We start from the raw sequence: 18277 nt of genomic DNA, 5'->3' as shown, positions 1-18277 counted from the left end.
CCTCCGCCGCTGTTAAGCAGACATTGCTTGAGCTGGGATTTCGGCGAGAGTCGAATCACAGCGGGGTCGGCACGGCGGCGGCGTCGAGCCGGTCGCCCAGGATCACCGCGGCCGCGCGGACCAGCTGCGCCACCCGGTCGACCTCGGTGACGTGGAAGGCCGCCGCGGGCAGGTCGTCGGCGTCGGAGCGGGCGACCACGAGCACCAGGCCGGCCCGGCCGAACGGGGCGATCGCGTAGTGGGTGCTGCTGGGGCCGCTCAGCGGGCGGGCCCGCAGCGGGGTGACCTCGGGCAGCTGCAGCGGGTTGGGCGCACGCCAGCTCGCGTAGGCCACGCCGGGCTCGGACGGCATGGTGCGCGGGGCGCCGGACCGGGCGGCCCAGTCGGCCGGGACGACCGCGGCCGCGGCCCAGTCGGCCGCGAGCAGGCCGGGCACGGCGTCGACCAGCGTGGCCAGTCCGTCACTGGGGTTGGCGGCCACCTGGGCCAGCAGTTCGGCGTCGTGACCGCCCGAGACGGGGGCGCCGATCGCCTTCCAGACCCCGTCGACCTGGACGCCGGGAATCGCGGCCAGACCGGCCAGCAGCCTCTCGACGCGGGAGGCGCCCGGCCACACGACGGTGAAGTCGTCGACGGCCCGGCCGCCCAGGCGTTCCAGCACCACCACCTGCACGATGTCGGCCCCGGCGACGCCCAGTGTGCGGGCCACCTGACCGAGGGCGCCGGGGCGATCGGGCAGTGTGACTCGAACCCGCAGCAACATGCGACTCCTCCCGCCTGTGGACGGCGCGGCGAGGCCGTCCCCTGAGGCGTACAGCCTGCCAATTCGGCGTTTCGCCCCGGTTGCGACGCCGTGTCCGACGCGTCATGCCGGCCCGGCTATGCCGAGAATCACACCAGGCCATGCCGGTTTTGGTATCAGCCGTCAGTGCGATTCAAGTGACCGGACGGGGGCCGGGCGGGCGGTATGGTCGGGGCGTGATCTGCCAGGCCTGCCGGGAGCGGCGGCACGAGGAGTGCCGCGGCGGTTCGTGGTGCGACTGCCAGCACCGTACGAAGGAACCGACCCCACCCGTGACGGGCCCGCCCGGCCCATGACGTCGTTCCCCGCCTGGCCGTCCGGCGCCGACGGCCTGGTCGAGCTGTATCCGCGCAACCCGTCGCCGACGCTGCGGGTCAACTTCATCGCCAGCGCGGACGGGGCGGTGACCGTGGACGGGCTGTCCGGCGGCCTGCACGGGCCGGGCGACAAAGAGATCTTCGACTCGCTGCGGATGGTCTGCGACGCGTTGGTGGTCGCTTCCGGCACCGTACGCGCGGAGAACTACGACGCCCTGCGGCTGACCCCAGCCGCCCGTCAGTGGCGGCTCGCCCACGGCCTGCCCGAGTTCCCGCTCATGGTGATCGTGTCGCGCTCGCTGCGGCTGGACGTCGACCAACTCGTCTTCTCCGACGCCCCGATCCGCCCGATCGTGCTGACCACCGGCCAGGCGGACGCGTCACATCTGGCCGGGGTGGCCGAGGTCATCACGGTGACCGACCTGCGGGCCGGAATCGCGGCACTGCACGAGCGCGGCGCGACCCAGATCCTCAGCGAGGGCGGCCCCACCCTGCTCGGCTCGCTGATCGAGGCCGACCTGGTCGACGAGCTCTGCCTGACCGTCTCGCCCCTGCTGGTCGGCGGCGGCCCCGGCCGCATCTCGACCGGGTCCGCTACCAGCGCCCGTCACCTGTCCCTGCGTCACGTCCTCACGCTCGAAGACATGCTTTTCCTGCGGTACGGCCGAAGCCCGGATCGTGCGGCGGAGTGAGGACTCAGGACAGCGGAACGACGTAGGAGTCGACGCGGGTGATGAGCCCGTCCCGGAAGGTGAACAGGTCGTTGAACGCGAAGCGGAAGGGGCCGTGCTCGACGCTGACGCCGCGGCCCTCGCCCGTCGTGACGACGACCGGGCCGTCCTCGAAGACCCGCTGGACGTCGAGTTCGGGGCGGCCGGTGAAGGCCGGATTCTCGATCTCGCCGTCGAACTCGGCTTTGCCGCGCGTGTTCCGGTGGCCGTGGATGATCCATTCCACGTCCTCCGTGAGGGTTGCGAGGATGCGCGGGTGGTCGCTGTCGCGGAATCCGGCGAAGTATTCCTCGACGATCTCTCGTTGAGTGGCTGTCATGGCGGTCTCCGTTCCGAAGTGTCAGTGCTGCAGGTGCGCGGCGAGCGCGTCGAGGATCGAGGTGAGCCCGTCGGCGGCTTGCGTCGTCCGCAGTTCGGGCGGGAGCCGGCGCTGGTGAACCGTCAGGTCCGAGCCACCCGCGGCGGGCGTGATGGTCACAGTCGTACGGAGGCCGGTGACCGGCTCGTCGAACACCAGCTCGTGGGGTGCGACGAGGCGCACGTACACGAATCGCAGGCGCCGGATGGCACCGGTGGGCGCGTGGGTGTCGAGGGCGAACTCGCCGTCGGGTCGCAGATCGACGGTCACCGACTCGGGCGGCACCCAGGCATGTGCTCCGCCCCAGAAGGCCGCGATGCCGGCCGGTGTGGTGAAGGCTGCCCAGACGCGTCCGGGTTCGGCGGCGAGACGGCGCCGGGCGATCAGTTCGTCGCCGTCGAGTCTCGCCCGCGTCATCGGGTCGCGCCGTCGGCCAGGTGCTGCTCGAGGGCGTCGAGCCGGTCGTCCCAGGCCCGGCGTTGCTCGTCGATCCACGTGCTCAGCAGCGCGAGGTGGGCGACCTGGAGCCGGCAGGGCCGCCTCGTGCCCTCCCGTCGTTGCTCCACCAGGCCGCATCGCCGCAGTACACCGATGTGGTGGGAGATCGCCTGCTGAGTCAGGGCGAACGGTTCCGCGAGCTCTCCGACGGTCGCATCACCACGAGCGAGCTGAGTCACCAGAGCGCGGCGGATCGGGTCGCCGAGGGCGGCGAATGCGGCGTCCAGGTCCGCACTGGGAGTGGTGAGTGAGCCAGGCACGATGCCGACTGTAATACAAACGAGTGCTTTAGCAAACATTCGTTTGTGGATTTGCGCCACGCCTGGAGTCATCGGTTCATTGATGGGCGCGCCTCCACCAAAGGACCAAGATCTTGTGGATAACTCTGTGTATGAGCACTAGAAGTTGTGGACAACGCGTGCCAACCCACGGGCGGTGCGGGTTCTGTCGTACCCCTGGTGCAACATGATCGGCGTGTCTGACGAAACTTCCCCCGTCGGGCGGGTGCTAGGTACAGCCGATGCGACACCGCTCCAGTTCTGGACGGCCGTGTCCGAGGGCAGCTATCTGCAACTCGACGACGTCGTGGTGACCAAGCGTGATCTGCCGGACCGCGAACCGGTCACGATCGCCGGCGTGGTGACCCAGGTGCGGGCGCGGCACGAGGGCGCCCAGTTCGACTCCGACGTCTTCGCCATCGCCGAGGGCACGCTGCCGGCCGTGGTGCAAGAGGCGGCCGAGATCACCACCACCCGGGTCGACCCCGAGCTGTACGTTCCGCCCTCGCCCGGCGCCATCGTGCACCGCGCGTCGGGTGAGGCACGCGACGCCGCGCTGCACTTCGACCGCATGGAACGGCGCATCCCGATGGGCACCGGCCGCGACGGCGTGCCCGTGTTCCTCAACGCCGACTTCCTCGACGGCACCCGGGGCGCGCACGTCTCGATCAGCGGCATCTCCGGCGTGGCCACCAAGACCAGTTTCGCCACGTTCCTGCTTTACTCGGTGTTCCGGTCGGGCGCGCTGGGCGCCGACGGGACCAACGCCCGCGCGCTGATCTTCAACGTCAAGGGTGAGGACCTGCTGTTCCTCGACCACCCGAACACGAAGCTCGACGAGGCGACCCGGGCCAACTACAAGCTGCTCGAGCTTCCGGCTACGCCGTTTTCCGACGTACGGGTCTATGCCCCGCCTCGGGCCGGCGACTCGTCCGGCGCCCCCGACGTGAGCAGCCGGCTCACCGGCGTCGACACGTTCTACTGGACGCTCGAGGAGTTCTGCGGGCTGCGCCTGCTGCCGTACGTGTTCGCCGACGCCGACGACGAGCGCCAGCAGTACACGATGGTCGTCCACTCGGTCACGGCCCACCTGAACCGGCACGCCGTCCCGGCCGAGGGCGGCATCAGCATCGACGGGCGGCGGATCGGCTCGTACGGCGATCTGGTCGACCACATCGTCGAGCAACTCACCGACGACGAGACCAGGTCGACGTGGGCCGGCTCCGCGGTCAACATGGGCACCGTCAACGCGTTCGCCCGCCGCCTGATCGGCAGCAAGCGCGACCTGGCCCGGCTGATCCGCGGCGACCTGGCCCAGCGCCGCCCGCACGCGATCAAGACGGCCGAGTCGGCCCAGGTCACCGTGGTCGACCTGCACAACCTGCCCGACCGCGCCCAGCGGTTCGTGGTCGGCGTGACGCTCAAGACCGAGTTCGAAGAGAAAGAGAAGGCCGGCACCGGCCGCCCGCTGCTCTTCGTCGTGCTCGACGAGCTGAACAAGTACGCCCCGCGCGAGGGCACCTCCCCGATCAAAGAGGTGCTGCTCGACATCGCTGAGCGCGGCCGCTCGCTCGGGGTCATCCTGATCGGCGCGCAGCAGACGGCCAGCGAGGTCGAGCGCCGCATCGTGACCAACTCGGCCATCCGCGTGGTCGGCCGGCTCGATCCGGCCGAGGCGGCCCGTCCCGAGTACGGCTTCCTGCCCCCGGCCATGCGCCAGCGGGCGCTGCTGGCCCGCCCCGGCACGATGTTCGTCAACCAGCCCGACATCCCGGTGCCGCTCTGCGTGGAATTCCCGTTCCCGGCCTGGGCCACGCGCAAGTCCGAGTCCGGGCCACCGCCCGCCGAGACGATGAAGTCCATCGTCCAGGGGGCCGATCCGTTCGCCGTCGTGGGCTCCCGCGGCGGTTCGTCCGACGACGACATTCCGTTCTAAGGTTTCCGCGATGCGCATCCTGCACACGTCCGACTGGCACGTCGGCAAGGTCCTCAAGGGCCGCGGCCGGCACGAGGAGCACATCCGCGTGCTGGCCCAGGTGGTCGACGTGGCCCGGGCCGAGAAGCCCGACCTGGTGATCATCGCGGGTGATCTCTACGACACCGCCGCCCCCACAGCCGACGCCACGCGGGTGGTCACCCGGGCCCTCACCGCGCTGCGGAACACGGGCGCGCAGGTGGTGGCCATCGGCGGCAACCACGACAACGGCCCCGCCCTGGACGCGTTGCGCCCGTGGGCCGAGGCGGCCGGCATCGTGCTGCGCGGCGCCGTGCGCGACAAGGCCGACGAGCTGCTGATCACCGGCGAGACCGCCGGCGGCGAGAAGTGGCAGCTGGTGACGCTGCCGTTCCTGTCCCAGCGGTACGCGATCCGGGCCGCCGAGATGTACGAGCTGACCGCGGCCGAGGCCACCCAGACGTACGCCGACCACATCGCCCGGCTGATCGAGCGGCTCAGCGACAAGTTCGACCAGCCCGGCGTGGTCAACCTGCTGACCGCGCACCTCACGATCGTCGGCGCCTCGGCCGGCGGCGGCGAGCGTGAGGCGCACACCATCATGGGTTACGCCGTGCCGGCCACCGTCTTCCCGCGCAACGCCCACTACGTCGCCCTGGGCCACCTGCATCGGGCCCAGCAGGTGATCGCCCCCTGCCCGACCCGGTACAGCGGCAGCCCGCTGGCCATCGACTTCGGCGAGGAAGAGAACGTCTCGTCGGTGGCGATCGTCGACGTGGCGACCGACAAGGCGGCCCGGGTGCGCGACGTGCCGATCACCGGGGCGGTCGCGCTGCGCACGGTGCGCGGCACGCTCGAACAGCTCGCAACGGTGAACCTTCCGGACGCCTGGCTCCGTGTCCTGGTGCGCGAGAAGCCACGGGTCGGCCTCCGCGAGGACGTGCAAGAGCTGCTGCCCAACGCCCTCGAGGTGCGGATCGACCCCGAGATGATGCCCGACCGGGCGGGGGAGCGGATGGCACAGCGGGCCGGTCGGTCGCCGCGCGAACTCTTCGGCGACTATCTGGACAGTCGCGACAACGCCGAGGACGGCGTCCGCGAACTCTTCGACGAGCTTTATGACGAGGTGAGCACTCACTCATGAGGCCGATTCGCTTGGACATGGCGGGCTTCACCGTCTTCCGGGACGAGACCAGCGTCGACTTCACCGACGCCGACTACTTCGCGCTGGTCGGGCCGACCGGCTCGGGCAAGTCGACGGTGCTCGACGCCATCACGTTCGCGCTCTACGGCACCGTCCCGCGCTGGGGCGGCACCCGCGGCATCGGTAACGCGCTCGCCCCCTCGGCCACCGAGGCCCGGGTCCGGCTCGTCTTCGAGTCGGCCGGCGACCGCTACGTGGCCACCCGCGTGGTCCGGCGCGACGGCCGTGGCAACGTCAAGACGGCCGGCGCCGGTTTGCAGCTCATGCCGACCGGCTTCGACGTGTCCAAGCTCGACACCGGCATGGACCTGGAAGACCTGGGCGAGGTGCTGGCCGGCACCCCGGCCGAGATGGACCAGGCCGTGCTGGACGCCGTCGGCCTGCCGTTCGAGCAGTTCACCAGCTGCGTCGTGCTGCCGCAGGGCCAGTTCGCCGACTTCCTGCACGCCAAGCCGGCCACCCGCCAGCAGATCCTGGTCAACCTGCTCGGCCTGCACGTCTACGAAGAGGTGCAGACCCGGGCCACCGGCCGCGCCCAGACCGCCGAGGGCAAGCTGGCCGTGGTCGACCAGAATCTGGCCGCGCTGGCCGACGCCACCGACGAGGCGGTCGAGGCGGCCGAGCGGCACGTCGCCCGCATGCGGGAGCTGACCGTCGCCGTCGAATCGGCCGTGCCTGGGCTGCGGGCCAAGCGCGCGGCCGAGGCCGAGGCGGCGTCGGCGCGGGATGCGCTGAGCGCCGAGGTGCGGCTGCTCTCCTCCGTGCGTACGCCGGAAGGAAGCGTGGAAACGGCCGGGGTGACCGCCGCGGCCAGGGCGAGGGCCACCGAGACCGCGGACGAAGTGCGCGGCGCGGAAGAGAAGGAAGAGAAGATCCGCGGCGAGCTGGCGGCGGCCGGCGACGCGGGATCGCTCAACCTCATGCTCGACCGGCACGCCGAGCTCGAGAAGCTGATCGGGCAGGCCGACTGGTTCGCGGGCGAGGTGTCCGTGGCCGAGGTCGAGCACAAAGATGCGGCGGCCTCGGCCGAGATCGCGCACAGCGCCCAGGTCGGCGCGACCCAACTGCTGGAACAGGCGCGGCTCGACTACACCGAGGCCCAGCGCATCGACCGGGCAGCCGCCCTGCGCGCGCATCTGGCCGCGGGCGACCACTGCCCGGTGTGCGAGCAGACTGTGACCACAGTGCCGCCGGTGCCCGAGGAATCCGCCGTCCGAGCGGCCGAAACGAGTGGCAAGGCGGCGCGGGCCGCGGCCGAGATCGCCGAGAAGGCCTGGCAGCAGAAGGACGCGATCGCCCGCAAGCTCGAGAGCAACCTGGAACGCAAGCGCGCCCAGCACGAACACCACCTGACCCGGCTGGCCGAGGCGCGGGCCGCCGTAACCGAGTCGCCCGGTGTCGACGCGCTGCGCCGCCAGCTGGCCGAGATCGACCGGCTGCAGAAGCTGCTCGACCGGGCCGGCACGGCCGTGCGGACGGCCCGTGCGGCCAACCGGCAGGCCCAGGCCGCGGTCATCGCCGCCGAGGATCGTCAGCGCTCGGCCTGGCGCGAGTTCGACACCGTACGCGATCAGGTCGCCCGCTTCTCGCCGCCGCCCGCCGACCGGGACGACCTGGCCGGCGCGTGGAGCGCACTCGTCGACTGGGCCGCCGGGCTGGCCGCCCAGCGCGCCGTCGCCCGCGACGAGGCCGAGGGCACGGTCGCCACCGCCCACCGCACCACCGTCGCCGCCCAGCAAGAGATCGCGGAGCTGTTCACGGCGGCCGGCGTCGCCGTGCCCGCCACCGACGAGGCCTCGCTGATCCGGGCCGCCGCGATCACCGCCGAACGCTCCGAGGCGGCCCTGCAACGGTTGGTCGACCGCCGCGAGCAGGCGCACGAACTCACCGAGCAGCGGATGACCCTTCAGCGCGAGATGCGGGTGGCGAAGGCGCTGGCCGGGCACCTGCGAGCCAACAACTTCGAGCGCTGGCTGCTCGAAGAGGCGCTCGACCTGCTCGTCGACGGCGCCTCGCGGATCCTGCGCGAGCTGACCGGCGGCCAGTACGACCTGATCCACGACAAGGGCGAGTTCTTCGTGATCGACCACCACGACGCCGGGCTGCGGCGCGGGGTGCGCACGCTCTCCGGCGGCGAGACGTTCCAGGCCTCGCTGGCCCTGGCGCTGGCCCTCTCGGAGCAGCTGGCCGGCATGTCGACCACGGCCGCCAGCCTCGAGTCGATCGTGCTCGACGAGGGCTTCGGCACGCTCGACGCGGCCACGCTCGACGTCGTGGCGGCCACCCTGGAAAACCTGGCCGCGCGGGGCGACCGCATGGTCGGCGTGGTCACCCACGTCAATGCGCTGGCCGAACGGGTGCCGGTGCGCTTCGAGGTGCACAAGGACGCGCGGACCGCGCACGTGACAAGGGTGGGCCTTTGACCAGCATGTACGTGGACGCGTGGGATCCGTCCTACGGCTCGTCGTTCGAGGGTGGCGCCGATGGCGGCGACGGCCCAGCCTCGGCCAGTAGCGCCCAGGTCGACACCGACGTCGAGGTGCCGGCGGCCGAGTGGGCGCCGATCGACGTGTCCACCTCGGTGCGGTGCCCCGACGTGGTCTTCCTGGTCGACGGCGTCCGGCGCAACGACGCGGGACTGTGGACGGCGGAGGAGGACGGCACGTCGTACGCGGGGCTGGCCGCCTCGTACGCGGCCGGGGTCGTCCGGTGCGACCTGGCCCGGGGCGCGGCCGAACTGGTGGGCGCGCGGGTCGGCCGGGGGCTCTTCACCGCCAGCCCAACGGCCGGTGACGTGCGAGCCGGGTCGGTGGTCTACGAGGTGCACCGCATCCACGGCACAGGCGAGGCCAGCAAACTGCCCGCCGCGGTGCAGGGCCCGCTGACCGCCCTCGAGATCGAGATTTCGGCCTCGGCCCGCGACACCAGCTCGGACGGCCGCGACCTGCTCGTGGTGGACGGGCCGCTGCGCAACCGGCGGCAGCTGCCGCGCACCATCGGCTACGTCAAGACGCAGCAGAAGCAGTACCTGCCGGCCGCGCTGACCGCGGTGGTGACGTCGCTGCGACCAGGGCAGCGAACCCCGGTCTTCCACCTGGGCACGGTGTGGGGCGGCTGGTCGTGGTACCTGCGTCTGCCCGGCGGCTCCGGGGCGCCCTGGTCGGGCATCGTGCGGGTGGAGTGCTCACCCGACCTGACCCCGGACGAGGCGATCGAGCTGGCCGAGGTGTCCGGCGCGACGCTGCCGCGGTTCGCGTCATCGGCCTACAAAGACCCGCGGGCGCCCCAGAACCTGGTGCCGATCGCCGGCCTGGAACGACGGCTGCGCGGCTTGCTGGGCGATTCGCGGGTGCTGCACCGGGCGCTGACCCTCGCGACCGCCCGCTCCCGCTGACGCCTTAGCCGCCCTTGGCGTTTGCTCGCGTGGGTTCGTGGGCCGCCTCTAGGCGCCTGCTCGCGATTGCTGAGGGCGTCCGTTCGCGCCGGTCAGGATTGAGGCGATGAGTTGGCGGGTGGCGGCCGGCCCGGGGCGGTCGCCCTCGCGGTCCGCGAAGACGAGGTGCGCCGCCCCGACCAAGGCCAGCGCCAGCGTGCGGACGTCCGCGTCGGCGGGGACGCGCTGCCGGGCCTGTTCGGCGTTCAGGTAGGCGGCGACTACTGCGGTCGCCTCGACCAGGAAAGGCGGGCCCTCAACTCGCGGGCTTTCGCTCCGCGGGCTTTCACCTTGCGGGCTTTCACCTTGCGAACCTTCGCTTCGCGGGCCTTCGCTTCGCAGGTCTTCGCTTCGCGGGGCCTCGCGTCGCGGGGCCTCGGTTCTTGGGCTCTTGGTTCGCACGCGGGCTCGTAGGTCGTCGCGGGACAGGAGCAGGGAGATCAGGGCTAGGCCGACCGGGTCGAAGATGCCCGAGAACAGGTCGGCGATGTTCTCGTCGACCTGGCCCGACCCGGCCGCCTCGACCATGGTCGCGCCCCAGGCCTGGAAACCGGCGATGCGGCGGCGCACCAGTTCGGCCAGGAAGTCGTCGAAGTCAGTGAAGTGCCGGTGCAGCACGCCCTTGGCGCAGCCGGCCTCCGTTGTGACGGCTCGGCTGGTCAGGGCGTTCGGCCCGTTCCGCAGCAGGACACGCTGGGCTGCGTCGAACAGTTGCTGGCGGACGTCGCGCAGCGCCACTCCGGTCGGCACCCGGTCAGCCTTGCACATCGACGAGTGGGCGCATGCCCACTAGAGTGGGCGCATGCCCACTCCAGCCTTCCGGGACCGTCGTGCGGCCGAGTCCTTCGGCGTCGACGCCGCCCGCTACGACCGCACCCGGCCCCGCTATCCCGTCGCGCTGATCGAACGGTTGGCGGCTCCGGAGGTCCTCGACGTCGGCATCGGCACCGGCATCGTGGCCCGCCAGCTGCGCGATGCGGGCAGCCACGTGACCGGCGTCGAGCCCGACCCGCGCATGGCCGCCTTCGCCCGCGACAACGGCTTCGACGTCGAGGTCGGCACCTTTGAGCAGTGGGATCCGGCCGGCCGCCTCTTCGACGCCGTCGTGGCCGGCCAGACCTGGCACTGGGTCGAGCCCGAGGGGGGCGCGGCCAACGCGGCTTCGGCCCTGCGCCCCGGCGGTCGCCTCGCGCTGTTCTGGAACGCCGGCCAGCCCTCACACGAGGCGGCCGCGGCCTTCGCCGAGATCTACGAGCGCCTGATGCCCGGCAGCAGGCTGGCCGCGGCCTACCGGTCCATGGTCTCGGCCGCCCAGGGCTATTCGATGCTCGTGGACAAGGCCGACGAGGCGATCGCGGCGACCGGCGCGTTCCTGCCGCCCGAGCGCTGGACGGCCGAGTGGGAGCAGGTCTACACCCGCGACGAATGGCTCGACCAGCTGCCCACCCAAGGCCTGCTTACTACGCTGCCCGCCGACGAGATCGAAGCGCTCTCCTCGGCCACCGGCGCCGCCGTCGACGCCCTCGGCGGCAGCTTCCCGATGCGCTTCACCACGCTCGCCACCATCGCGACGAAGGATGCGGCGCCGCGCTGATTGATTTGTGCGCTAGATCCGACTGAAGGCGCTTTTCGGGGCGATTGGGGCGGGGACCGCTCGAAGAGGCCGGATGACGGTCAGACATCCTCCGAACGGGCGAGACGCGGCCGTGGGAGCGCTCCCGAAGTGTGAGACGGGGACGCTGCGTTTTCGTTTGCCTACTTTCCGGTAACGCCGCACCGCCAGTGCGTCGACCCTGCTCAACTGCGTATTTCATGGGGCCCGTGTGGCTGAGTATTATTCGGCTGCCCTGGCTGTCATATCGGTGCAGATCGATTGATTCGGATCGCCTGCCGATGCGCCTCGTGACCCCCCACACGACCGCGGAGGATCGTTTGAGACCGCTCCCCGAAATTTTCCCGTCCGCGTTGATCCCGAGGGCGGTCCTCGGCCGTATCTCAGGCGACGGGGAAAACGCCGGGTGGAGGTATCGATGCATGCGGTGGCCGAACATCGGCTGGCGCCAGGCGGGGTGCGCCTGATGACACAGCAGCATTCCGGTGGACGGTGGCAGTCACTCGACGGAGGCCGTAGTGCGGGCGATGGTGGTTCAGTGATTCCCCGGCAGGCGCCGCGGCATGAGGCCGCGCCCCCGGCGGGGGCCAGTCACGAGGACACTCTGGTCAAGATGCTCTACGAGGAGCATGCGGGGCCGTTGCTGATGTTCGTGCTGCGCCTGACCGGTGGTGACCGCCAGCGCGCCGAGGACATCGTGCAGGAGACGTTGCTCCGGGCCTGGCGCAACGCGCACCGGCTCGGCGCCCAGGGGCAGCAGTCGCTGCGCCCGTGGCTGGTGACCGTGGCGCGGCGGATCGCGATCGACGACCACCGCAGCGCGAGCGCCCGGCCGGCCGAGACCTACGACCGTGAGCTCGAGAGCTTCCCCACCCAGTCCGATGAAACCGACCGCGTTCTGCAGTCGATGACGGTCTCCGACGCGCTGCGCGAACTCAGCCAGTCGCACCGCGAGATCCTCATCGAGACGTACTTCCGGGGCCGCACGGTGCCGGAGGCGGCGGAGAAGCTCAACCTTCCGTTGGGCACCGCCAAGTCACGGGTGTATTACGCTCTGCGTGCGTTGCGGACGGCGTTGCAGCAGCGGGGGGTGACCGAATGACCCAGGAAGACCACTTCGATGTGGCGTCGTACGCCTTGGGCGTGCTCGACGAACGTGACGCCGCGCAGTTCGAGGACCATCTGATCGAATGCCCGCGATGCGCGTTCGAGCTCGAGTCGTTCGTCGAGGTCGCCGATCTGCTGGCCGACGTCGACGCGAACTCGGTGATCGTCGCCGAGGAGACCCGGCGCGACGGCTTCATGCTGCAGAAGGTGATCGGCGAGGCCTCTCGCGAGCGCCACCGGGCCAACAGCCGGCGGCTCTACTCGCTGGCCGCGGCCGTGGTCATCTTCGCGATGCTGTCGATCGGCGCGTTCTTCGTCGGCGGCTCGGTGCTCGGCGACAAGAGCGACCCGGCCACCGCGAACACCGCCCAGCGCGACAGCACCCAGCTCGACCCGCTGCCCAACACGGACGGCGTCGGCATCGGCGGCACCGCGCTGGCCGGCGAGTCGCTGTCCGGCAGCGACCCGCGCACGGGCGTGGCCGCCACGGTGGGTCTGGAGAAGAAGGACTGGGGAACGCAGATCCAGTTCGCCATCTCCAACATCCAGGGCCCCAAGGTTTGCCGCCTGGTCGCGGTGCACACCGACGGCACGAGCGAGCCGCTCGTCTCGTGGAAGGTGGGCGACCGGGGCTGGGGCACCGCGGCCAACCCGGAGCCGCTGCTGCTGCAGGCGATCACCTCGACGCCGCGCGACAACATCGCGCACATCCAGGTGCAAGAGGTCACCGAGAGCGGCGCCGGTCAGACGCTGGTTCGCGTTCCGTAACCGCTTCAGTACCGATAAAGGATCCCGGCCGAACGGCCGGGATCCTTTGTTTTTTCTTAGAGAAGCAGCTCCGGCCGCCCGCCGCCAAAAACTCGGAAATTGATGGGAACTTTCTTCAACCGTCGCGACCTTGCCCTCGTACTACAGCCCGGAAACGCCAGACAGACAGAAAGCCTGGGAGGGCAAGTGCTACCGGAGAAGCGAAAGTTGATGGTCGTCGGCGCCGCAATCGCCGCGGCGTTCGCAGTGACCGGCTGTGCCCCGAAGGGATACAACGCCGCCGACTACGGCAACGCCGCCGAGCCCGCCTCGGACAATGTGGCGGCCACGGCCGGCGCCACCGCGAGCCCGGAGGACCCGGCCGCCACGGGCGCCCCGTCCGACCCAGACGCGACGGCCCCGCCGGCCGCCGCCGACGCCGCCCCCGAGCTCAGCGAGGACGAGGTCACCTCGAAGCTGACCGGCACCAAGGTGGCCCGCATGGGCAAGGTCGTGACGAACGACGAGGGCTTCGTGCTCTACCGCTTCGACAACGACGGCAACAACCCGGCCAAGTCGAACTGTGTCGGTGACTGCGCCGAGGTCTGGCCGCCCTCGCTGACCAACGACGGCAAGCCGACCCTCAAGGGCGTCGACTCGAAGCTCGTCGGCACGGTCACCCGGGCCGACGGCACCAAGCAGCTGACCCTCAAGGGCTGGCCGCTCTACACCTACATCGGTGACAAGAAGCCCGGTAACTGGAAGGGCCAGAACGTCAACGGGACCTGGTTCGTCATTCAGCCCGACGGCGCCAAGAACCTGACCTGTCTGCCCAAGGTGTCCAAGCCGGTCGCCCCGCCCGCCGACGATTCCGCGGGTGATTCCGACGCCGATTCCGGTGACGCCGGTGACGCCGGCGGCACGGGCAGTGACTACAGCTACTGAGTTAAAAGTCTTTTAAAGAATTCGCTGATCCGGAGGTTGAGAGAAAATGCTTACCGCTCGCTCTACGCGCCGCTCGACGCGTTGGTTGGTGGGCATTTCCGCGGCGGTTCTGACGTTCCTGGTCGCGCCCTTCACCCCCGCTCAGGCCGCGCCCGGCGACAGCGGACCGATCCCGGTCCCGTCGTCGAACGGCCTGAGCAACAAGGGTGTCGGCGCGATCAGCGACGCCGACAAGGACTTTGTCATCAAGGTGCGGCTGGCCGGTCTCTGGGAGATCCCGGCCGGCAACATGGCCCAGGAGAAGTCGAACGACCCGCGCGTGGTGAAGATCGGCAAGTCGATCGCCGAGCAGCACGTGGTTCTGGACGCGCTCGACCGCTCCACCGCCAAGAAGCTGAACATCGACCTGCCGGCCAAGCCGAACAGCGATCAGCAGTTCTGGCTGCAGGAGATGAAGGACGCGAACGCCACGACGTTCGACCAGATCTTCATCGACCGGCTCCGGGCCGCGCACGGCAAGATCTTCCCGGCCATCGCCACCATCCGGGCCTCCACGCGCAACGACTCCGTGCGCAAGCTGGCCCAGGAGGCGAACCAGTTCGTCATGACCCACATGACGCTGCTGGAGTCGAGCAACATCGTCGACTACGCGGCGCTTCCCACAGCTCCCGCCCCCGCGAACCCCGGCAGCGGTCCGGTTCCGGTGGACGGGCAGATGCTCGCGGCCGCCAGCAGCAGCGGCGGCATCCCGGGCGTCAGCACCACCGTGATCCTGCTCGTCCTCGCGGCCGCGCTCGTGGCCGGCGTCATCACGTCCATGCGCATCTTCCGGGCGCGGTAGCCCCAGCTGCGTCCCCATCGCGCAAGAGAAAGGTGTCACCCCATGCGAAGGTCCAAGTACCGGCGCGCATCCAGGAGCAACAACTGGTTCTCCGGCAAGCGCCGCATCATCGCGGTGGCTGCCACGCTGGTGGCCTTCGGCGGCATCGTGACCGTCACCCAGGTCTCCAACGCGAGCACCGACCGCAACCAGAAGAAGGCTCTGGCCGCGTGTGACAACGTTCAGGCTCCGCAGCGCGCCAAGCTCTCGACGGAGACGCGCAAGGGCACCTACACCACCAACGGTGGCCCCAACGGGGGCAAGGTGACCCAGCACGCGGACGACGGCGCCGGCGAGACGGTGTCGACCCAGACGCTGCGCACGCGCTGCCGCAACTGGGTGATGAACAACGTCGGCAACAACGGCAACAACAACGGCGGCAACCAGACCCCGCCGACCGAGGCCGCGACGACCGCCCCGGCCGCCGACCCGAGCGCCGGCACCGGCGAAGAGGGTCAGGGCAACGGCGAAGAGGGCAACGGCGACAACGGCCAGGGCAATGGCGACAACGGCCAGGGCAACGGCGAGCAGGGCAACGGCGACAACGGCCAGGGCAACGGCGAAGAGGGCCAGGGCAACGGCGAGCAGGGCAACGGCGGTGACAACGGCCAGGGCAACGGCGAGCAGGGTAACGGCGAGCAGGGCAACGGCGGTGACAACGGCCAGGGCAACGGCGAGCAGGGTAACGGCGAGCAGGGCAACGGCGGCGAGAACCAGCCCGACCCCGAGCCCACCGAGGAGCAGACCACCCCGCCCCCCGGCGCCGGCCTGGGCGTTCTGACCAACAGCTGTGACACCAGCAACCTGAGCCCGCACACCGGCTTCCAGGAAGGCAGCCACTGCGTCTCGACCGAGTTCGGTGAGGTCGGCGAGGCCAACGCCAACCCGACGCTGCTGATCACCCGGGCCCCGCGCTCGGTGGCGCCGAACCAGCCGTTCACGCTGACCGTCAGCACCCGCAACCTGATCCGTGACCGCTTCCTCGCGGCCGGCGCCGGTGGCTACTACGTGGAGAGCTCGGTCCTGGCCAACGGCCTGGTCCGCGGTCACTTCCACACCGCCTGCCGCATGCTGGCCAACACCAACGAGGCCCCGGCGCCCGACCCGGTTCCCGCGTTCTTCGTGGCGACCGAGGACAGCCGTGGTGGCGCGACCCCCGACTCGGTCAACATCCAGGTCCCGGGTCTGCCCAACGCGGGCACCGCGCAGTGCGCCTCGTGGGCCGGTGACGGCTCGCACCGCATCCCGATGATGGTCCGCGCCAACCAGACGCCGGCCTTCGACGTGGTCCGCATCACCGTCCGCGGCGGACGCCGCTGATCCAAGGAGCTTCGCCGCTCGTACCCGGAGGCGAACCCGGACGGGACGGGGTCACCGACATGGCCCCGTCCCCGAAGGGACCCCCCGTCGCCCTCCGGGCGGTCGCCCTTCCCCCTGACGGACGACAGCAGCGGTAGCTCCTAGGACGTTCCGGACCACTCGGGTGTCCGGACGTCCCCTCCGATGGCCCTGACCGGGAGCGCGGTCAGGGCCATCGGCCTGTTCACCGTCGGTGAGTGGGCAATGGGCGGCGGAAGTGGCACAGTGTCCCGGTGAGCCGCAGGATGACGACACCGGAGCGCTACCACTTCGGCGCCTCGGTCCGGTCGCTGCTGGTGCCCCGGCACGACCCGTGCGGCGTGTTCACCGGCGACGAGCTGTGGCTCACCGCCCGTACGCCCGAAGGCCCGGCCACCCTGCACCTCGCGCGCGACGGCAAAGACCTGGTCGCTACCGGGTACGGGCCGGGTGAGCAGTGGATCCTCGACCGCGCCGACGCCATCGCCGGCCTGCGGGACGACGTCGCCGGCTTTCTCGATCTGGCCGCCGCTCACCCGTTGGTCAAACGCCTGGCCCGTACGTTCGAGGGCATCCGGATGCCGTCGACCGGCCTGGTGTTCCGCAGCGTCCTGCGCGCCGTGCTCGAGCAGAAGGTCACCGGCAAAGAGGCTCACCGGGCGTATCGCATGATCTGCCAGAACCTCAGCGATCCGGCGCCGGGGCCGCGCGAGCTGATGCTGCCGCCCGACCCGGCCGTGATCGCCGCGACGCCGTACTGGGTCTTTCATCCGTACGGGATGGAGCAGCGCCGCACCCAGGCCCTGCAACGCGCGGCTGTGGTGGCCGCCCGCCTCGAGGAGTGCGCCGACTCGGTCGAGGCCACGCGCCGGCTGATGGCGCTGCCCGGCATCGGGGTGTGGACGGCGGCCGAGGTCGTGCGGGTGGCCTACGGTGACGCCGATGCCGTGAGCGTCGGCGACTTCCACATCCCGAACACGGTCGCGTGGGCGCTGGCCGGTGAGGCGCGCGGCACCGACGACCGGATGCTGGAGCTGCTGGAGCCGTTCCGCGGGCACCGTGCCCGCGTGTGCGACCTGCTGGCCCACGGCGGCATCGGCGCCCCCAAGTTCGGCCCTCGCATGCCGATCCGCTCGTTCGCCCGTTTCTGAGAAGACGCCCGCAGAAAATCAACCCCAGGTCGTCAGGTCCAGCGTGCGCGCCAGGTCGTCGGCCAGTTCCAAGAGGCCGGGCAGCAGCGGGTTGTCGTGGCCGGGCAGCCAGGCGACAACGGTCTGGGCGACCTCACCCGCCAGCGGTACGAAGGTCACGCCACCCCGCCGGATGCTGCGCGCCGACTGAGCCAGCCAGGTGACCCCGACGCCGGCCGCGACCAGCCCGAGCAGGTTCGGCACCCCGGCCGCCCGCTGCACCACGCGCGGCTCGAACCCGGCCGCCGCGAAGTCCCGGTCGTACTTCTCGTGCCATGGCGGCCACGAGGTGCGTGGGGTGAGCACCCAGTTCTCCCCGGACAGGTCGGCCAGCCGCACCGATTCCCGGGCGGCCAGCGGGTGCCCGTCCGGCACGGCGATGCAGACCGGCTCGCTGACCAGCACCCGGGTCCGCAGGTCGGGCACCGCGGGCGGCCGGGTGAACGCGGCGTCGTACCGGCCCTCGCGCAGCCCGGCCACCAGCTCCGCGATCGGCACGTTGTGGGTGGTCAGCGTCGCGCTGGGGAAGCGTTCCCGCACGGCCCGGACCACCGGCGGCAGCATGTAGTTGGCCGTCGACTCCAGGAACGCCAGGTCGAGCGTGCCGGCCACCCGGCGTACGTCAGCAATGGCCACCTCGACGCGGTGCAGGATCTCGCGGGCGGACGGCAGAAAGGCCGACCCGGCCGCCGTGAGCCTCGTGCCGCGGCTGTCCCGGTCGAAAAGACGTACGCCCAGAAGCCTTTCCAAGGTGGCGATCTGCTGCGACAGGGACTGCTGAGCGATGTGCAGCCGCTGGGCGGCCCGGCCGAAGCTCGACTGCTCGGCGACGGCTACGAAATAGCGCAGGTGGCGGAGTTCGACGCTCACAGGCGTGGACTGT

The 18277-nt window shown here is 70.8% G+C and carries 18 protein-coding genes; 12 read left to right on the top strand and 6 right to left on the bottom strand.

The features are described 5' to 3' along the window. Nucleotides 1-55 precede the first annotated feature (55 nt). Complete coding sequence (locus OWR29_RS19420; protein WP_267564323.1) at nucleotides 56-763, bottom strand: ACT domain-containing protein; 708 nt, start codon at nucleotides 761-763, stop codon at nucleotides 56-58. A gap of 331 nt (nucleotides 764-1094) precedes the next feature. Here OWR29_RS19420 and OWR29_RS19415 point away from each other — a divergent pair, with 331 nt between their 5' ends. After that, a complete protein-coding gene (locus OWR29_RS19415; RefSeq protein WP_267564322.1) occupies nucleotides 1095-1811 on the top strand; it encodes a pyrimidine reductase family protein in 717 nt (238 codons plus the stop codon). 4 nt (nucleotides 1812-1815) lie between these two features. On the opposite strand, the gene OWR29_RS19410 is transcribed toward OWR29_RS19415, so the two are convergent. The 3 genes from OWR29_RS19410 to OWR29_RS19400 are packed head-to-tail and all read right to left on the bottom strand — an operon-like array spanning nucleotide 1816 to nucleotide 2966. Continuing rightward, entirely contained in the window at nucleotides 1816-2169 is a 354-nt protein-coding gene (locus tag OWR29_RS19410) for a nuclear transport factor 2 family protein (protein WP_267564321.1), read from the bottom strand. 21 nt (nucleotides 2170-2190) lie between these two features. After that, nucleotides 2191-2625: an SRPBCC family protein gene (locus OWR29_RS19405; protein ID WP_267564319.1), complete on the bottom strand. Its 435-nt coding sequence runs from the start codon at nucleotides 2623-2625 to the stop codon at nucleotides 2191-2193. Beyond that, nucleotides 2622-2966 carry an ArsR/SmtB family transcription factor gene (locus tag OWR29_RS19400; RefSeq protein ID WP_267564318.1) on the bottom strand — a complete coding sequence of 115 codons (345 nt, stop codon included), beginning with the start codon at nucleotides 2964-2966 and terminating at the stop codon, nucleotides 2622-2624. Before OWR29_RS19400 ends, OWR29_RS19405 begins: the two co-directional genes overlap by 4 nt. 205 nt (nucleotides 2967-3171) lie before the next feature. Between OWR29_RS19400 and OWR29_RS19395 the strand changes: the two genes are divergently transcribed. From OWR29_RS19395 to OWR29_RS19380, 4 genes are read left to right on the top strand one after another with little or no spacing between them, the layout of a single operon-like run. Then, a complete protein-coding gene (locus OWR29_RS19395; RefSeq protein WP_267564316.1) occupies nucleotides 3172-4920 on the top strand; it encodes an ATP-binding protein in 1749 nt (582 codons plus the stop codon). Nucleotides 4921-4930: 10 nt separating this feature from the next. Beyond that, entirely contained in the window at nucleotides 4931-6082 is a 1152-nt protein-coding gene (locus tag OWR29_RS19390; protein WP_267564315.1) for an exonuclease SbcCD subunit D, read from the top strand. Further along, nucleotides 6079-8565 carry an AAA family ATPase gene (locus OWR29_RS19385; RefSeq protein ID WP_267564314.1) on the top strand — a complete coding sequence of 829 codons (2487 nt, stop codon included), beginning with the start codon at nucleotides 6079-6081 and terminating at the stop codon, nucleotides 8563-8565. Before OWR29_RS19390 ends, OWR29_RS19385 begins: the two co-directional genes overlap by 4 nt. Continuing rightward, nucleotides 8562-9536 carry a hypothetical protein gene (locus tag OWR29_RS19380; protein WP_267564313.1) on the top strand — a complete coding sequence of 325 codons (975 nt, stop codon included), beginning with the start codon at nucleotides 8562-8564 and terminating at the stop codon, nucleotides 9534-9536. Before OWR29_RS19385 ends, OWR29_RS19380 begins: the two co-directional genes overlap by 4 nt. Nucleotides 9537-9584: 48 nt before the next feature. On the opposite strand, the gene OWR29_RS19375 is transcribed toward OWR29_RS19380, so the two are convergent. Continuing rightward, nucleotides 9585-10325 carry a TetR/AcrR family transcriptional regulator gene (locus OWR29_RS19375; protein WP_267564312.1) on the bottom strand — a complete coding sequence of 247 codons (741 nt, stop codon included), beginning with the start codon at nucleotides 10323-10325 and terminating at the stop codon, nucleotides 9585-9587. Nucleotides 10326-10377: 52 nt separating this feature from the next. Here OWR29_RS19375 and OWR29_RS19370 point away from each other — a divergent pair, with 52 nt between their 5' ends. The 7 genes from OWR29_RS19370 (at nucleotide 10378) to OWR29_RS19340 (ending at nucleotide 17355) form a co-directional block, all read left to right on the top strand. After that, nucleotides 10378-11169, top strand: a complete 792-nt coding sequence (locus tag OWR29_RS19370; protein ID WP_267564311.1) for a class I SAM-dependent methyltransferase — start codon at nucleotides 10378-10380, stop codon at nucleotides 11167-11169. A gap of 436 nt (nucleotides 11170-11605) precedes the next feature. Beyond that, entirely contained in the window at nucleotides 11606-12289 is a 684-nt protein-coding gene (locus OWR29_RS19365; RefSeq protein WP_267564310.1) for a sigma-70 family RNA polymerase sigma factor, read from the top strand. Next, on the top strand, nucleotides 12286-13062 hold the full coding sequence (locus OWR29_RS19360) for an anti-sigma factor family protein (RefSeq protein WP_267564309.1): 777 nt from the start codon (nucleotides 12286-12288) through the stop codon (nucleotides 13060-13062). Before OWR29_RS19365 ends, OWR29_RS19360 begins: the two co-directional genes overlap by 4 nt. Nucleotides 13063-13272: 210 nt before the next feature. Further along, nucleotides 13273-13986 carry a COG4315 family predicted lipoprotein gene (locus tag OWR29_RS19355; RefSeq protein ID WP_267564451.1) on the top strand — a complete coding sequence of 238 codons (714 nt, stop codon included), beginning with the start codon at nucleotides 13273-13275 and terminating at the stop codon, nucleotides 13984-13986. 88 nt (nucleotides 13987-14074) lie between these two features. After that, nucleotides 14075-14827 carry a DUF4142 domain-containing protein gene (locus tag OWR29_RS19350; protein ID WP_324291251.1) on the top strand — a complete coding sequence of 251 codons (753 nt, stop codon included), beginning with the start codon at nucleotides 14075-14077 and terminating at the stop codon, nucleotides 14825-14827. Between the two features lie 42 nt (nucleotides 14828-14869). After that, the gene (locus OWR29_RS19345; RefSeq protein ID WP_267564307.1) at nucleotides 14870-16186 is read left to right on the top strand and encodes a Pecanex-like protein 1; all 1317 of its coding nucleotides are present in this window, start codon (nucleotides 14870-14872) and stop codon (nucleotides 16184-16186) included. A 284-nt stretch (nucleotides 16187-16470) separates the two neighbouring features. Further along, nucleotides 16471-17355, top strand: a complete 885-nt coding sequence (locus OWR29_RS19340) for a DNA-3-methyladenine glycosylase family protein (RefSeq protein WP_267564450.1) — start codon at nucleotides 16471-16473, stop codon at nucleotides 17353-17355. An 18-nt stretch (nucleotides 17356-17373) separates the two neighbouring features. On the opposite strand, the gene OWR29_RS19335 is transcribed toward OWR29_RS19340, so the two are convergent. Then, nucleotides 17374-18264, bottom strand: coding sequence for a LysR family transcriptional regulator (locus OWR29_RS19335; RefSeq protein WP_267564305.1), 891 nt, complete (start codon nucleotides 18262-18264; stop codon nucleotides 17374-17376). Nucleotides 18265-18277: the final 13 nt, after the last annotated feature.

Origin of the sequence: Paractinoplanes pyxinae (genome assembly GCF_026626335.1) — a bacterium.
In the GTDB taxonomy this organism is placed as follows: Bacteria; Actinomycetota; Actinomycetes; order Mycobacteriales; family Micromonosporaceae; genus Actinoplanes; species Actinoplanes pyxinae.
This window is presented reverse-complemented; position numbering and strand designations above follow the sequence as displayed.

Coding starts and splice junctions, on each gene's coding strand:
- OWR29_RS19420 (WP_267564323.1), bottom strand. CDS start 763: ATGTTGCTGCGGGTTCGAGTCACACTGCCCGATCGCCCCGGCGCCCTC.
- OWR29_RS19415 (WP_267564322.1), top strand. CDS start 1,095: ATGACGTCGTTCCCCGCCTGGCCGTCCGGCGCCGACGGCCTGGTCGAG.
- OWR29_RS19410 (WP_267564321.1), bottom strand. CDS start 2,169: ATGACAGCCACTCAACGAGAGATCGTCGAGGAATACTTCGCCGGATTC.
- OWR29_RS19405 (WP_267564319.1), bottom strand. CDS start 2,625: ATGACGCGGGCGAGACTCGACGGCGACGAACTGATCGCCCGGCGCCGT.
- OWR29_RS19395 (WP_267564316.1), top strand. CDS start 3,172: ATGATCGGCGTGTCTGACGAAACTTCCCCCGTCGGGCGGGTGCTAGGT.
- OWR29_RS19390 (WP_267564315.1), top strand. CDS start 4,931: ATGCGCATCCTGCACACGTCCGACTGGCACGTCGGCAAGGTCCTCAAG.
- OWR29_RS19385 (WP_267564314.1), top strand. CDS start 6,079: ATGAGGCCGATTCGCTTGGACATGGCGGGCTTCACCGTCTTCCGGGAC.
- OWR29_RS19370 (WP_267564311.1), top strand. CDS start 10,378: ATGCCCACTCCAGCCTTCCGGGACCGTCGTGCGGCCGAGTCCTTCGGC.
- OWR29_RS19365 (WP_267564310.1), top strand. CDS start 11,606: ATGCATGCGGTGGCCGAACATCGGCTGGCGCCAGGCGGGGTGCGCCTG.
- OWR29_RS19360 (WP_267564309.1), top strand. CDS start 12,286: ATGACCCAGGAAGACCACTTCGATGTGGCGTCGTACGCCTTGGGCGTG.
- OWR29_RS19355 (WP_267564451.1), top strand. CDS start 13,273: ATGGTCGTCGGCGCCGCAATCGCCGCGGCGTTCGCAGTGACCGGCTGT.
- OWR29_RS19345 (WP_267564307.1), top strand. CDS start 14,870: ATGCGAAGGTCCAAGTACCGGCGCGCATCCAGGAGCAACAACTGGTTC.
- OWR29_RS19340 (WP_267564450.1), top strand. CDS start 16,471: ATGACGACACCGGAGCGCTACCACTTCGGCGCCTCGGTCCGGTCGCTG.